Below are 12,583 nucleotides of genomic sequence, written 5' to 3' on the forward strand. Positions count from 1 at the left end.
CGCAGGCAAATCCCGCACCGGATGACCGCACCGTGGGGTTTCAGGGGGCTCGGCCCCCTGAGCAGACATGCGACAAAGGCCCCCGGTTCGCGCGTTCCGCGAACAGGAGGCCCCGCCGACTCGCTCCCCCGATTGGACTCGAACCAATAACCTGCCGGTTAACAGCCGGCTGCTCTGCCAATTGAGCTACAGGGGATTGCTGCGCCGCTTGAGGCTTGCCCCTAGCGACGGAGAACAGACTACATGACAGCCGGGGCGGGGCGCGAAGGGGTTACCCGCCACGCCGTCGAGGACGGCAAACGCAGGACGCAGGCATACGAAAGCGGCAGCATGGGTAAGCACCGAGCAACGACGCACGCGCGTCACGAACGGAAGGAGCCGCCATCATGCGCGGAAAGCTGATGTTCATCACCGGTCTCGCGGCGGGCTTCGTCCTGGGCAGCCGTGCCGGCCGGGAGAAGTACGAGGAGATCCGGTCCAACGCCAAGAAGGTGTGGGAGCACCCGTCGGTCCAGGAGGCTGCCGGAGTGGCCCAGGCGCAGGCCAACAAGCTGTACAGCGAGAGCAAGGACAAGATCCAGTCGTCGAAGCTGGGTGAGAAGCTGAACACGACGTCCTCGACGTCCAGCAGCACCAGCGACTCGGACCTGACCCAGCCGCTCGCGTCCTCGAACAGCAAGCCCGGCGGCACCACTCTCTGAACGCCGGACGGATAAAGGCTCTGGGGCCGCCCTCAACGACGAGGGCGGCCCCAGCCTTGTCCGGGAGGCGTCAGGACCGCGAGAAGGCCGCGTCGAACGCCGCCGTCGGGGCGTCGAAGGCCAGCCGCCGCACGAACTCGAGCGCCTCGGGCGCGCCGATCAGGCGGTCCATGCCGGCGTCCTCCCACTCGATCGAGATCGGGCCGTCGTAGCCGATGGCGTTCAGCGCGCGGAAGCAGTCTTCCCACGGCACGTCGCCGTGACCGGTGGAGACGAAGTCCCAGCCGCGGCGCAGGTCGGCCCAGGGCAGGTGGGAGCTCATCCGGCCGCGCCGGCCGTCGCCGGTGCGAACCTTGGCGTCCTTGCAGTCGACGTGGTAGATCCGGTCCTTGAACTCGAGGATGAAGTTGACCGGGTCGAGGTCCTGCCACACGAAGTGCGACGGGTCCCAGTTCAGGCCGAAGGCGGGGCGGTCGCCGATCGCCTCCAGCGTGCGGCGGGTGGTCCAGTAGTCGTAGGCGATCTCGCTGGGGTGCACCTCGTGCGCGAACCGCACGCCCACCTCGTCGAACACGTCGAGGATCGGGTTCCACCGGTCGGCGAAGTCCTGGTAGCCACGCTCGATCATGGCCGGCGGCACGGGCGGGAACATGGCCACCGTGTGCCAGATCGACGAGCCGGTGAAGCCGACAACCGTCTTCACGCCCAGCCGGGCGGCGGCGCGGGCCGTGTCCTTCATGCGCTCGGCGGCCCGCTGGCGTACGCCCTCGGCGTCCCCGTCGCCCCAGATGTCGGCGGACAGGATGTCCTGGTGGCGCTCGTCGATCGGGTGGTCGCAGACGGCCTGCCCGACCAGGTGGTTGCTGATCGCGTACACCTTGAGGTTGTGCTTTTCCAACAACGAGCGCTTGCGGTCGATGTAGTCGGGTTCGGCCAGGGCCCGGTCGACCTCGAAGTGATCACCCCAGCAGGCGATCTCGAGCCCGTCGTAGCCCCACTCGGAGGCGAGCCGGCAGACCTCTTCGAAGGGCAGGTCGGCCCATTGGCCGGTGAAGAGCGTGATGGGTCGCGCCATGGTGTTTCTCCCTCGGAAATGAGCAGCTGGAGATTGGGCGGCGAGGGAGGCCGCCCGGTGGCACGACTGGCTGCGGGGTGTCACGACCGGCGGGGGTTGCGCCTCCCACGACCCGGACCACCCGTGGACAGCGGTGCCACGACTGACTCTAGACGGATTTCAGCGTACGGGGCAGGGCTCATTTTCCGGCGCCAGGCCGAGGGCGGCGAGCTCGGCCAACAGGTACGCCACATCGCCCGCGATCTGCTCGACCGGCTGGTCCGGAGCCCGGCCGACCAGGGTGAGGTTCTCGGTGAGCGGGCCCTGCCGGCCGAACAACCGGCTCAGGCCCTCACGCCAGGCGCCGGTGGTCGACCCGGCCACAGCGCTCAGCCGCACCTCGACGATGGCCAGGCCGGCGTCGGTGAGGGTCTCGACGCCGGCGGCCGGATCGTCCCAGTGTTCGGCGACGTGGCCCAGGTCGAGGCTGACGCCCAGCCTGTCCTTGTCGATCCGGCTGAGCGCGGCCACCGTCTGCTCGGGGCTGTCGAGCACCTGCCCGGTGGCGGGCTGGAAGCCCACCCGGACGGCGCGGCCGTTCTGCCAGGCGAGGTCGGCGAGGCCGTGCGACAGGCGGCGCAGGATGCCGGCGGCCGCCTTCTCCTCCGCCTCGCCCCAGCCCTCGCGGGCGCCGAGACCGATGGTGCTGACGTTGCCGCGCACGGCGTCCTCGTCGAGCAGGTCGAGCAGGATGCGCGCGAGGTCGAGGGTGTACTCGCGGCGGGCGGGTTCGGTCCAGGCCGGGGTCTCGCCGCCGCCCTCGCCGAAGGGCGCGCCGCTCAACGTGACGACTTCGAGCCGACGGGCGTCGAGTTCGGCACGAAGCCGGGTACGGGCGCGGCTCTCTACGGCAAGGGCGGCGGCGAGCGCGGGGGGAAGCCAGAGGCACACGCCGAGAGCGTCGACGCCGAGCCGGGCCCGGACGGCGCCGTAGGTGTCGAGCTGCGCGACGACGGCGGGTAGATTGCTCGCCACGGCGGGAGTGATCTCGCAGGAAAGGTGCACGATTCGGCCGGAAGGATGTCTCAGCCGCATCAGAGTCCTCCCCGGACAAGAGCACCGGCGCATCTGCACGTGCATCCGCACGTGCTCACGGGTCCAGTATGGACCACGTGGTGGCTGTTGCTCGACGCGCGCGTGGCGGGCTTGCGCGTGGTCATGTTGTCTCCATCCGTGGACTCACCTGCCCACGGATACGAGAGTCATGCGTTCTCAGGATCAGCGGCGTACGCGCCGTGCGACGCCGTGACCGGCCCGAACATGATCGAAGAGGCCTCAAGAAATAGGCAAGGGTCGATCATCACGGCCATTGTGACCTGCCGGTAGAACCGGAAAGGGTGCTGCCGAATCGGTTCCACAACGATCGATCGGTGTGCACCATGTGGTAATTCGGGCGCGCACAGAACGATCACACGTGCGAATGTCGGCGGATCTTGTCGCGTGCGTCAGTGCGGGAGCTCCCCGAGCAGCCGGGTGGCCAGGACGGCGGCCTGCGTGCGGCGCTCCAGGCCCAGCTTGGCGAGCATGCTCGAGACGTAGTTCTTGACCGTCTTCTCGGCCAGGAACATGCGGTTGGCGATCTCACGGTTGGTCAGGCCTTCGGCCACGAACTCGAGGATCCGGCGCTCCTGGTCGGTCAGGGCGGCCAGCTCTCGGGGCTGCTCCACGCCGTTGCGGATGCGTTCGAGCACCCGCTGGGTCACCGCGGGGTCGAGCAGCGACTGACCCTGGGCGACCCGGCGCACCGCGTCGACCAGATCGGTGCCGCGGATCTGCTTGAGCACATAACCGGAGGCGCCGGCCATGATCGCCGCGAACAGGGCCTCGTCATCCTCGTACGAGGTGAGAATGAGGCCCCGGATCGAGGAGTCGACCGCACGGACGTCACGGCACACGTCGATACCGTTGCCGTCGGGCAGCCGCGCGTCGAGGATCGCCACGTCGGGGCGCAGGGCGGGGATGCGCCGAGCCGCCTCCTGCGCGGAGCCGGACTCGCCCACGACCTCGATGTCACCACCGGACTGGAGCAGGTCGACGAGGCCGCGGCGGACGACCTCGTGGTCGTCGAGGAGGAAGACTCGGATCATTCGACCTTCCTATCGCGTACGGAAGCCCCGGCCCCAGGGTCTTAAGTCCCGCCACCGTTAATCTTCAGTGGTGGCGGAGCAGATGAAGCCCTCCCTCGGACTCGGTCCACTCTCCCGGGTGCACCTCGACGAGCTATTGCAAGAGATGCTCGACCGCGTCGGCGAGGTGATGACCAGCCGGGAACGCCTGCGCGCGCTGCTCGACGCCGTGGTCGGCATCGGCACCGACCTCGACCTGCGCAGCACCCTGCAGCGCATCGTCGAATCGGCCTGCGCCCTGGCCGGCGCGAGATACGGGGCGCTCGGGGTGATCGGGGGCGACCGCACCCAGCTGTCCGACTTCATCACGCACGGCATCGGGCCCGAGCTGCACGCGCGGATCGGCGACCTGCCGCACGGCCGCGGGGTGCTCGGGCTGCTCATCACCGACCCGCAACCCGTGCGTCTGCCCGACATCACCCGGCATCCCCACTCGTACGGCTTCCCGCCGCACCATCCACCGATGCACAGCTTCCTGGGTGTGCCCGTCCGGATCCGCGACCACGTCTTCGGCAACCTCTATCTGGCCGAGAAGCAGGGCGCCGCCGAGTTCAGCGACGACGACGAGGAGATCGTGGTGGCGCTGGCCGCCGCGGCCGGCGTCGCCATCGACAACGCCCGGCTGTTCACGCTGGCGCAGCGGCGCGAACGCTGGCTCGCGGCCACCGCCGAGATCACCGGTGTGCTGCTCGGGACGGTTCGCCGTACGGAAGCTCTGCAGTTGATCGCGCGCCGCGCGCGGGAGGTCGCCGACGCCGGCCTGGTGCTCGTGCTGCTGTTCGACGATTCCTCCTACACGATCGAGGTCGCCGACGGCGCCGACCCGGCGTGCGCGAGCCTGACCGGCGGCCGGATCGCCATGGACGACTTCGACCCCGGCGGCTACCGGGTCATCGACGACCTGCGCGCAGTGGCCGACTGGCCCGGTCCGGTGCCCGCCGGCCCGGCCGTCATCGTCCCGCTGACCGGCGCGGACACCCCGCACGGCCTGCTGATCGTCACCCAGGCGGCCGGCCAGCCGGTCGCCGACGAGGACGCGGTGCTGCTGTCTACCTTCGCCGGCCAGGCCGCGCTCGCCCTCGAACGGGCCCGCGCCCAGGAGGAACGCGAACTTCTGGCCGTGCTGGCCGACCGCGAGCGGATCGCCCGCGACCTGCACGACGTCGTCATCCAGCGGCTGTTCGCCACCGGCATGCAGCTGCAGGGCGCCGCCTCGCAGACGTCGAGGGCCGAGACGACCAAGCGCATCAACGCCACCGTCGACGACCTCGACGAGACGATCCGCGACATCCGCCGGTCGATCTTCGAGCTGCGGGCGCCGGTCGGGCCGTCGCTGCGGGCCGCGCTGCGCGAGACCGTCGAGGCGGCAGCTCTCGGGTTCCGCCCCACCCTCGATACCAGCGGGCCGGTCGACAGCGCGATCCCCGACGACATCGTTCCCGAACTGCTCGCGGTGCTTCGCGAGGCGCTGTCGAACGTGGCCCGGCATGCGAACGCGACGGCCGTACGGGTCTCCGTGCACGCGGGCTCGGCCGTGAGCCTGCGGGTCGAGGACAACGGGGCCGGCATCCCGCCCGAGGCGGCGGCCCGGGGCGGCCTGCTCAACATGGCCGAGCGGGCCCACGACCTCGGCGGCTCCTTCACGGTCGAGCCCGGGGCGGGCGGCGGCACGGTGCTCACCTGGCGGGTGCCGATTTCCTCCTGAGACGGGACCTTTGACCCTGCACTTCGGGGGTGGCCGGGGCACAGGCTGGGGGCGCACAGGAAATCGGAGGTCCCCATGACACCCCTCGAGCAGGCCGCCACTGCCGCGCTGCACGCCCCGTCCGTCTTCAACACCCAGCCCTGGAGCTGGCGGATCGACGGCGACACGATGGAGCTTCACGCCGACGCGTCCCGCCGGCTCGACACCACCGACCGGGACGGCCGGCTGCTGGCGCTCAGCTGCGGGGCGGCTTTGCACCACGCGCTCACCAAGCTGGCCGCTCTGGGCTGGTCCTTTGATGTGAGCCGGCTGCCCGACCCGGCGCAACCGTCGCTGCTGGCACGCGTTCACCTCGGTTCGCCGGTGCCGCCGGCTTCGGTGCGCCTGGCTGACGCAATTCCGCAGCGCCGCACCGACCGCCGCCCGTTCGGCACCCGCACGGTCTCCGACGAGGAGCTCACGAAGTTGCGGCAGCTGGTCGAGGCGGCCGGGGCCTACCTGCACGTCGTGCCGCGCGACCAGATCACCGCGCTGGCGATCTCGGCCGAACTGGCCGGCCACGCCGAGCTGAACGACCCCGAATACCGCGAGGAACTGAGGCAGTGGACCCATCGCCCGGCAGGCTCGGGCGACGGCATTCCCGCGGCGACGGCGGTCGAGCCTGGCTTGCGCCGGGTTCCCGTACGGGACTACGTGCCGGACGAGCAGGCCGGCCTCCCGGTCGGCGCCGCGCACGACGAGGGCGCCTCGTTCGTGATCCTCTTCGGCCGCGGCGACGCCCCCATCCAGCTGCTGCAGGCGGGCGAAGCCCTGTCGGCGCTGCTGCTGCAGGCGACGGCCGACGGCCTGGCAACCGCCCCGCTGAGCGACGCCATCGAGGTGGAGTGGCCGCGCGTCCTGGTCCGTGGTCTGCTGGCCGACCTGGGCGAGCCCTACCTGGCCGTCCGCCTCGGCTACCCGGCCGACATCACCCCGCTGCCGCCGCGCCCGCGCCGCACCGCCGCCGACGTAATCGTCTCGACCTGAAGGAAGTGGTGATGATGGTCGGCTACGGCCGGGAGGACCTCCTGCGTGCGGCCTCCGCCGGCATTCGCGCACCCTCCCTGCACAACACGCAGCCGTGGATGTTCCGCCTGCGCGAAGGCACGATCGAGATCCTGGCCGACCCGTCCCGCCGGCTCGCCGTGGCCGACCGGGCGGGCTGGGCGGTGCGCCTGGCCTGCGGCGCCGCCACCTACAACGCGCGCCTGGCCCTCGCCACGGCCGGCCGTCCGGCTGAGGTCACGCTCCGCCCCGACCGCGCCCAGCCCGACCTGATGGCCCGCCTGACCCCGGCCCGTTCCCGCCGCCCGACGTACGCCGAAAGCGACCTCTACGCGGCGATCCCCCGCCGCCACAGCCACCGAGCCCCCTTCTGGCCCGACCCGGTGCCGGCCGAGACCCGGCGCCGCCTGCTGGACGCCGCCCGCGCCGAGAACGCGTGGCTCGACCTGCTGGTGGGCATGGTGCCGCTGGCCGGCTTCGCCGAGATAGCGCACAGCGCCGACCGCGTCCTCCGCCGAGACGCCCGCTATCAGCTCGAGATGTCCGGCTGGACCCACGCCGACGCAGCCCTCGACGGCATACCGGTGGCCGCCGGCGCCCCCACCCCCGAACCCCAGGATCTGCTGCCGCAGAGATCCTTCACGGAACGCCGCCGCTCCCCCGGCCGCGACTACGAGCCCGAACCGCTGGTGGCCGTCCTGGGCTCGGCCGGCGACCGCCCGGCCGACCAACTACAGGCAGGCCAGGCCCTGCAACGAGTCCTACTGACCGCCACCGACTCGGGCCTGGCCGCCTCGATGATTTCCCAGCCCATCGAGGTCCCCGCCGCCCGGGAACAACTACGCCGCTCCTTGAGCCGTTCCGGCTTTCCGCAGTTGGCCTTGAGGGTCGGCTACGGCCAGTCCGCGCCCACCACCCCCCGCCGCCCCGTCGCCGACGTCCTCGTCAGCTGATGATGCGCTCCGGCGCCCAGGGGATCGCACGGTCACAACCATGACTGGACGGCCGCGGACACCGAAAGGACCGCCCAGCAATCATGGACCCCGCATCGGTGCCCGCCCCGTGTCCACGGTCGCCCAGGCTCAGGACGCGGTTGGAGCTTCAGCCGTGGAAGGCCGCATCGGCACCGGGATGTCAGGTCCGAAGGACGACGCCACTCGGCTGACCCATGGTGGCCATTCCAACCGCCCTTATGACAATGCCGACTTCGAACGCCTGGATCGTTGGGCAAATGCCGCCTACGACGACATCCGAGCCAATCCGGACGCCCACGTCATCGCCGGCCATCTGCGTGACGTCGAACGTCTCGACGGCTCGACAGACTTCTCCGACGAGGAAATCGACGAATACGCGACCACGTCTTCTTCGAAGGACATCCGCTGTCCGACTACGACGGCGGAATCGTCCATCACGAGGACTACTCGGAGCCGTGGAGGTAACGATGGGAATGATGGTTGTCGGGCGCAAGGTCGCCGAGACGGAGGACGAGGTGCGGTACGAGTTCGGCCTCGATCGTCAGTTCGACCGGATCCTGACCATCGACAAGCGCACCTGGCACGCGTCCGCCGAGGACGGCCGTTTCGACTCAGCTGCGGGCGCCGTCGCTTCGAAGATCAAGCGCGCCTGGCAGGACCGAGGCGAATTCCCGCCCGGCGTTGTGTTCTCCAGCTAGCGACCCATTGCTGTTGGGAGGTTCCTAGCTGAGCAGCCGTGGGAGCGTTGTCCCCGTCAGCTGGAAGACCCTGGTACGAGAACGACCACGCGGGCGTCCACGTTGATGACGTGACCGGCGCCCAGGAGCGCGGTGGGGCGCGGCCAATGCACGTGGCCGCACACCGTGAGGGCCGGAGCGCGGCGCTCGATCAAGGCGCGGAGGGCTGGATTGCCGCGCTGGTCGGCGGAGTCACCAGTGGGCCCCTCATGTAGGAGCAGCACGTCCGGGGATGGAGTCACGGCTGCCTTCACGGCTGTGTGAAAGTCCTCTTCGGTACGCCGTAACGGACGGCCCGGATCGCCGATGACGCCGCTGACACCAGCGACCGTCAGACCCCCGAAGTGCCGCCGGTCGCCATCGAGCAGCGCGACATCGGGTCCGAGCGCGGCGACCTGCGCGGCGGTCACCTCATCGTGATTGCCCGCCACGCCGAATACGGCGGAACACCCGGCGGCCACGAAGGCCAGCCACACGTCGTCCACCGGGCCGGAGGCGCCGCGACGGTCCGCACCGGGAGCCGAATACAGGTCGCCGGCGAGAAGGACACCGACCTCGGACGGCGGCGGCAGCAAGCCTTGCCCGGCCCAGATCTCGAGATAATCGGCGACCGCGATGCCCAGCAGCCCGGGCCGTCCACCGAGCGGCGACGGCGCGACGCCTTGCAGGTCCCCGGCCGCCAGGATCGCCCGGCACCCGTCCGGCACCGAGTCGACGCGCAGCCGCTCGACCGCGAGTTGCACGCTTTCTGTTCCCCCACCGGGCGCAGCCGCCTGATACGAAACAGTCGCCAGCCGCTCGGCCCGGCCGTCGAGCAGCCGCATCACCGGTCAGTCCAGCTCTCGCCGCCGCAGAAAGGCCCACTGCGGCAGGCCCGCCAGCCGCTGTCGTACCTCGTCGGGCTGCTGCGACTTGTTGACGAACAACAGGAAGCGGTGATCAGGAAAGTCGGGCAGTTGAAGATAATCGCCGGTTTCATCCCGGAGGTCGTTGGACTGCAGAACCAGGCGACCACCGATCGGGGACGGGCCCTGGGCTTGGAAGTACTCGCCGCGGTAATCACTGCGCCGCTGCTCCCAAGTGACGCCCAGGACCTCGGCGAGCAGTGCCGGCTCGTTGCCGAGCGTGGGCTCGGCCAGCCCGTACACGTCATAGATGAAAGGCACGCCCGTCTTCCATTCATTCAGGCCCGGACCGGTCAAAACCATACCTTGATGGTCGGTTTGCGGTCGGCGGCGTCGGCGATCGAACGGTAGATCATCACGTTGACGGGCCGGCCGGCCTCGTCGGACGCGTCGCTGACGATGTCCTCGAGTCCGAGGACATGCAGATCGTCGTCACCGAGCGGGCCGGTCGACACGCCATCGCCGCGGAACGGTACCCCCCGCTCACGAGCGGCGGCGTACAGGGAATCGCCGGAGATGGCGATGTCGAAGTCACTCGTACGGCCCAGGTCGAAAGGTTTGTGTTCGTCGGCGCTGCGTCCGGTGACCGCGCTGCCTTGAAAGCCCATCTCGAGGTCCGGGTACCGCTCACGCATGCGTTGTCGTAGCGGCCCAGCGAAATTCTGGAAAGCCTGGAAGCTGTCGAAGCCGTGCGGCACAGTCCGACGGTCCGGCGGTCGCGTTGCGCCGGTGCCCGTCCCGGAGGCGTCGAGACGCCCACCCACGGCGGCGTCCCCCGCCTGCCCCTCTGCTGCCCGGATGCTTTGCGGCGGCCCGCTCCCACCGCCCCGCGGTCCTCGACGTCGACCCGTCACGACGGCCGGCGCTTCGATCCGGCCTCTTCCTGCGTTAGGCCGTGACTGCGAACGCGGTGCGAACAGAGAACCATGTGACATCCCCGATCCATGGCAAGGCGACGCCTCTCAGCCGCCGCATCGTATCGACGGTTGTCACGTGAACGTCGCCATTTCAGGGGACGGCGAGGACTGCCCATTCTGGACGCGGGTTGTTAGCTTCACAGCCGTGGGCAGCCTCTCGAGGCGAAGACGGCCATGACTGGACGTCCTCGATCTCCCGACGAGGAGATCACCGTGGCCGGTACTGCACCGGGCCGCGGACGCACGGCTGCCGAGAACCCATCGCACAATGCCGGCAGCGTGACCCAAGCCCACGAAGCCGTCACAAGCGTGGCGCGGAAAGGACGATCGAGCACCGATGACGGTCTGATTGGTCTGCGCCGGGAAGGCGACGGCATCGTCCGGAACAAAGAAAAGATCTTGATGAGCCGGGAGAACGTTCTCGCGGTCGCCGAGAAATACGGCGTGGACATGGACGGCGTCAGGTTCTCACTGGACATGCTCCGTCGCGGATCGGGGCCGGGGCGGGAATTCTTCGGAGTGACCATGCCCGACGGCGAGATCAAGCTGGCCCGCGACGCGTTCATGAACGAGGAGCAACTGGCTCGCACCCTCGCGCATGAGCGGTTCCACCTCGACGAGCTTCGAAGTGGCAACAAGTTCCCTTGGGAGGAGGCTGCCCGCGCCGCCTACGAGAGTCGTGCGTACGCCTATGAGGAACGATGGTGGCAGGCGCACAAGCACCTGATGGATGCGGAGTAGATGGCATGGCCGAGATGACGGATTCCCAGCGCACCTGGGAGGCTTGGTTCGACGCCTTCACGAGAATCAGGGATGCGTGGCCCACGCGGATCGATGTGCCCTGCCCGGACGGCGATGGCGGGCGCCTGCACATCACCTACACCGGGAGTTTCGAGACCCGTATCGGCTTTGCGACCCTGTGGTGCGACGTGGGACGCAACGGCATTTTTCTGTCCAGGGTCGGCATCCCGGAGGGCGCCGACATGCTCTCCTTCGACGCGACCCCCGAGCAGCGCGCCGCCGTCATCCCGGACATCAGGCTCATTCCTACTGACCCCTACGTTTCCGACGAGGATTAGAGGGGTCGCGGCTGAGGCGTATTGAACGGCCCGGAGTTATCGCAGATAGCCGTTGTTGTCACAGGTGCGGCGCTGGAGGATGCAGTTCTTGGTCTGCTTGGCCATGAAGTCGGGGTCCCACATGACGAAGGCGTCGCCGTGCATGGAGGAGGCGCTCTTGCCCTGTTTGTCGGACGAGAGGTAGTAGCCGGCCTTCGTGCCCGTCACGCCGTACTGGATGTCGAACGTGATGGCTGGGATGCGGACCGGATGGCTGGAGGGGCAGGCCCGGCCGGAGCCGAAGGTCACGTGGGCCTTGTGGGTGGGGCTGTCCAGGTTCTTGCCGTCCCAGCAGTCGGGGAACTGCATCATGAAGTGGAACGTGGCGCCCTTGCCGCAGATCGGCCAGTTGCCGTTGTCGCTGCGGGCGACGCCGTCGAGGTCGCCGGGGCCGTAGAAGGCGCAGTAGAACTGGCCCTGCGCGCCGCGTGGTGTCGGCTCCTTCTTCTTGGCGTCGCCGGCGATCATGCGGAGGCCGTTGGGCATCGGCAGCACGTCGCCTGAGTTGTCGCGCAGCGAGCGGTAGTACACCCGGAAGCCGGTGGTCTCGACCGGTTTGCCGGTGGCGTTGTCGTAGAGCGTCGGCACCCAGTACGCGGAGTGGTCCTGGGCCGGCTTGCAGGTGCTGGCGGTGAACTTCATCAGGTCGCCGGCCGTCGTGTACGCGTCGAGCTTCTTGTTGCCGACGAACGAGTGCATGTGCGAGGCGCCGGGCAGGCCGGGCAGCACGATCGGGTCGTCGGCCCGCCGGTGGCTGTATGTGCAGTCGGCCCGGAACTCGGGCAGGTTGCCGACGCTGCCGGGCGCGGGGTCGATCTTCCTGCCCTTGTACGCCGCCACCTGCTTCTTCCATGCCGGCTGATCGACCGGGATCCAGCCCGCCTTGGGAACCGGGCGGACGAGCGGCGCCGCCTCGGCCGTTTTGGAAACGCGGGCCGACGGCTTCGGGGCAGCGCTGGGCGAAGTGGCGGAGGGAAGCCCTGCCGGTCGGGACGTGACGACGACTGCCGGTACTGCCGGTGCTGCCGTCGACGGCTCATTCCCCGTATCCGCCAGGGCCACCGCGCCCACCGTCACCGCCACCGCGGTCACAGCGATGCCGGCGCAGACGACCGCCAGCGCCCGGCGGGGCCGGCGGCGGTGCTGCGGCCCGGCCGCCTCGGGCCGGTTGTCCGTCGCGTACGACACGGGTTGCTCCTCACCAGGCGCTTGATCACTGGCTAGGGAGACGTGGTGCGAGGA

The 12,583-nt window shown here is 69.6% G+C and carries 14 protein-coding genes and 1 tRNA gene; 7 read left to right on the forward strand and 8 right to left on the reverse strand.

Annotated elements, in window-relative coordinates:
* Positions 1–123: 123 nt before the first annotated feature.
* A tRNA-Asn gene (locus tag KXC43_RS13820) sits at positions 124–196 on the reverse strand.
* 190 nt (positions 197–386) lie between these two features.
* Here KXC43_RS13820 and KXC43_RS13825 point away from each other — a divergent pair.
* Positions 387–701 carry a hypothetical protein gene (locus tag KXC43_RS13825; RefSeq protein WP_221376449.1) on the forward strand — a complete coding sequence of 105 codons (315 nt, stop codon included), beginning with the start codon at positions 387–389 and terminating at the stop codon, positions 699–701.
* Positions 702–771: 70 nt separating this feature from the next.
* Here KXC43_RS13825 and KXC43_RS13830 read toward each other — a convergent pair whose 3' ends face one another.
* The 3 genes from KXC43_RS13830 to KXC43_RS13840 form a co-directional block, all read right to left on the reverse strand.
* Positions 772–1,776, reverse strand: a complete 1,005-nt coding sequence (locus tag KXC43_RS13830) for a sugar phosphate isomerase/epimerase family protein (protein ID WP_221376450.1) — start codon at positions 1,774–1,776, stop codon at positions 772–774.
* Between the two features lie 159 nt (positions 1,777–1,935).
* Positions 1,936–2,790 (reverse strand): sugar phosphate isomerase/epimerase family protein, encoded by an 855-nt coding sequence (locus KXC43_RS13835; protein ID WP_308129075.1) that lies wholly within the window; start codon positions 2,788–2,790, stop codon positions 1,936–1,938.
* Positions 2,791–3,260: 470 nt separating this feature from the next.
* Entirely contained in the window at positions 3,261–3,902 is a 642-nt protein-coding gene (locus tag KXC43_RS13840; protein WP_221376452.1) for a response regulator, read from the reverse strand.
* A gap of 82 nt (positions 3,903–3,984) precedes the next feature.
* Between KXC43_RS13840 and KXC43_RS13845 the strand changes: the two genes are divergently transcribed.
* The 4 genes from KXC43_RS13845 to KXC43_RS13860 all read left to right on the forward strand — a co-directional run bounded on the left by KXC43_RS13845 (position 3,985) and on the right by KXC43_RS13860 (position 8,362).
* On the forward strand, positions 3,985–5,646 hold the full coding sequence (locus tag KXC43_RS13845) for a GAF domain-containing sensor histidine kinase (protein ID WP_255644074.1): 1,662 nt from the start codon (positions 3,985–3,987) through the stop codon (positions 5,644–5,646).
* Positions 5,647–5,721: 75 nt separating this feature from the next.
* Entirely contained in the window at positions 5,722–6,672 is a 951-nt protein-coding gene (locus KXC43_RS13850; RefSeq protein WP_221376453.1) for an Acg family FMN-binding oxidoreductase, read from the forward strand.
* 11 nt (positions 6,673–6,683) lie between these two features.
* Positions 6,684–7,643, forward strand: coding sequence for an Acg family FMN-binding oxidoreductase (locus KXC43_RS13855; RefSeq protein ID WP_221376454.1), 960 nt, complete (start codon positions 6,684–6,686; stop codon positions 7,641–7,643).
* 488 nt (positions 7,644–8,131) lie between these two features.
* Positions 8,132–8,362 carry a hypothetical protein gene (locus tag KXC43_RS13860; RefSeq protein WP_221376455.1) on the forward strand — a complete coding sequence of 77 codons (231 nt, stop codon included), beginning with the start codon at positions 8,132–8,134 and terminating at the stop codon, positions 8,360–8,362.
* Between the two features lie 56 nt (positions 8,363–8,418).
* On the opposite strand, the gene KXC43_RS13865 is transcribed toward KXC43_RS13860, so the two are convergent.
* Genes KXC43_RS13865 through KXC43_RS13875 form a run of 3 tightly spaced genes read right to left on the reverse strand, consistent with a single transcriptional unit; the run spans position 8,419 to position 10,004 of the window.
* Positions 8,419–9,225, reverse strand: coding sequence for a metallophosphoesterase family protein (locus KXC43_RS13865; RefSeq protein ID WP_221376456.1), 807 nt, complete (start codon positions 9,223–9,225; stop codon positions 8,419–8,421).
* Between the two features lie 6 nt (positions 9,226–9,231).
* On the reverse strand, positions 9,232–9,609 hold the full coding sequence (locus tag KXC43_RS13870) for a hypothetical protein (protein ID WP_221376457.1): 378 nt from the start codon (positions 9,607–9,609) through the stop codon (positions 9,232–9,234).
* The gene (locus KXC43_RS13875; RefSeq protein WP_221376458.1) at positions 9,600–10,004 is read right to left on the reverse strand and encodes a hypothetical protein; all 405 of its coding nucleotides are present in this window, start codon (positions 10,002–10,004) and stop codon (positions 9,600–9,602) included. Before KXC43_RS13875 ends, KXC43_RS13870 begins: the two co-directional genes overlap by 10 nt.
* Positions 10,005–10,436: 432 nt before the next feature.
* On the opposite strand from KXC43_RS13875, the gene KXC43_RS13880 reads away from it, so the two are divergent.
* The gene (locus KXC43_RS13880) at positions 10,437–10,964 is read left to right on the forward strand and encodes a hypothetical protein (RefSeq protein ID WP_221376459.1); all 528 of its coding nucleotides are present in this window, start codon (positions 10,437–10,439) and stop codon (positions 10,962–10,964) included.
* A gap of 5 nt (positions 10,965–10,969) precedes the next feature.
* Positions 10,970–11,302, forward strand: coding sequence for a hypothetical protein (locus tag KXC43_RS13885; RefSeq protein WP_221376460.1), 333 nt, complete (start codon positions 10,970–10,972; stop codon positions 11,300–11,302).
* Positions 11,303–11,338: 36 nt separating this feature from the next.
* Here KXC43_RS13885 and KXC43_RS52690 read toward each other — a convergent pair whose 3' ends face one another.
* Entirely contained in the window at positions 11,339–12,529 is a 1,191-nt protein-coding gene (locus KXC43_RS52690) for a DUF1996 domain-containing protein (protein ID WP_221376461.1), read from the reverse strand.
* Between the last annotated feature and the right edge of the window lie 54 nt (positions 12,530–12,583).

Source organism: Paractinoplanes polyasparticus, assembly GCF_019710575.1.
In the GTDB taxonomy this organism is placed as follows: Bacteria; Actinomycetota; Actinomycetes; order Mycobacteriales; family Micromonosporaceae; genus Actinoplanes; species Actinoplanes polyasparticus.

Bases quoted from the DNA above. Each gene is read 5' to 3' on its own strand.
- KXC43_RS13825 (WP_221376449.1), top strand. From the start codon at position 387: ATGCGCGGAAAGCTGATGTTCATCACCGGTCTCGCGGCGGGCTTCGTC.
- KXC43_RS13830 (WP_221376450.1), bottom strand. From the start codon at position 1,776: ATGGCGCGACCCATCACGCTCTTCACCGGCCAATGGGCCGACCTGCCC.
- KXC43_RS13840 (WP_221376452.1), bottom strand. From the start codon at position 3,902: ATGATCCGAGTCTTCCTCCTCGACGACCACGAGGTCGTCCGCCGCGGC.
- KXC43_RS13845 (WP_255644074.1), top strand. From the start codon at position 3,985: ATGAAGCCCTCCCTCGGACTCGGTCCACTCTCCCGGGTGCACCTCGAC.
- KXC43_RS13850 (WP_221376453.1), top strand. From the start codon at position 5,722: ATGACACCCCTCGAGCAGGCCGCCACTGCCGCGCTGCACGCCCCGTCC.
- KXC43_RS13855 (WP_221376454.1), top strand. From the start codon at position 6,684: ATGATGGTCGGCTACGGCCGGGAGGACCTCCTGCGTGCGGCCTCCGCC.
- KXC43_RS13860 (WP_221376455.1), top strand. From the start codon at position 8,132: ATGGGAATGATGGTTGTCGGGCGCAAGGTCGCCGAGACGGAGGACGAG.
- KXC43_RS13865 (WP_221376456.1), bottom strand. From the start codon at position 9,225: ATGCGGCTGCTCGACGGCCGGGCCGAGCGGCTGGCGACTGTTTCGTAT.
- KXC43_RS13870 (WP_221376457.1), bottom strand. From the start codon at position 9,609: ATGGTTTTGACCGGTCCGGGCCTGAATGAATGGAAGACGGGCGTGCCT.
- KXC43_RS13885 (WP_221376460.1), top strand. From the start codon at position 10,970: ATGGCCGAGATGACGGATTCCCAGCGCACCTGGGAGGCTTGGTTCGAC.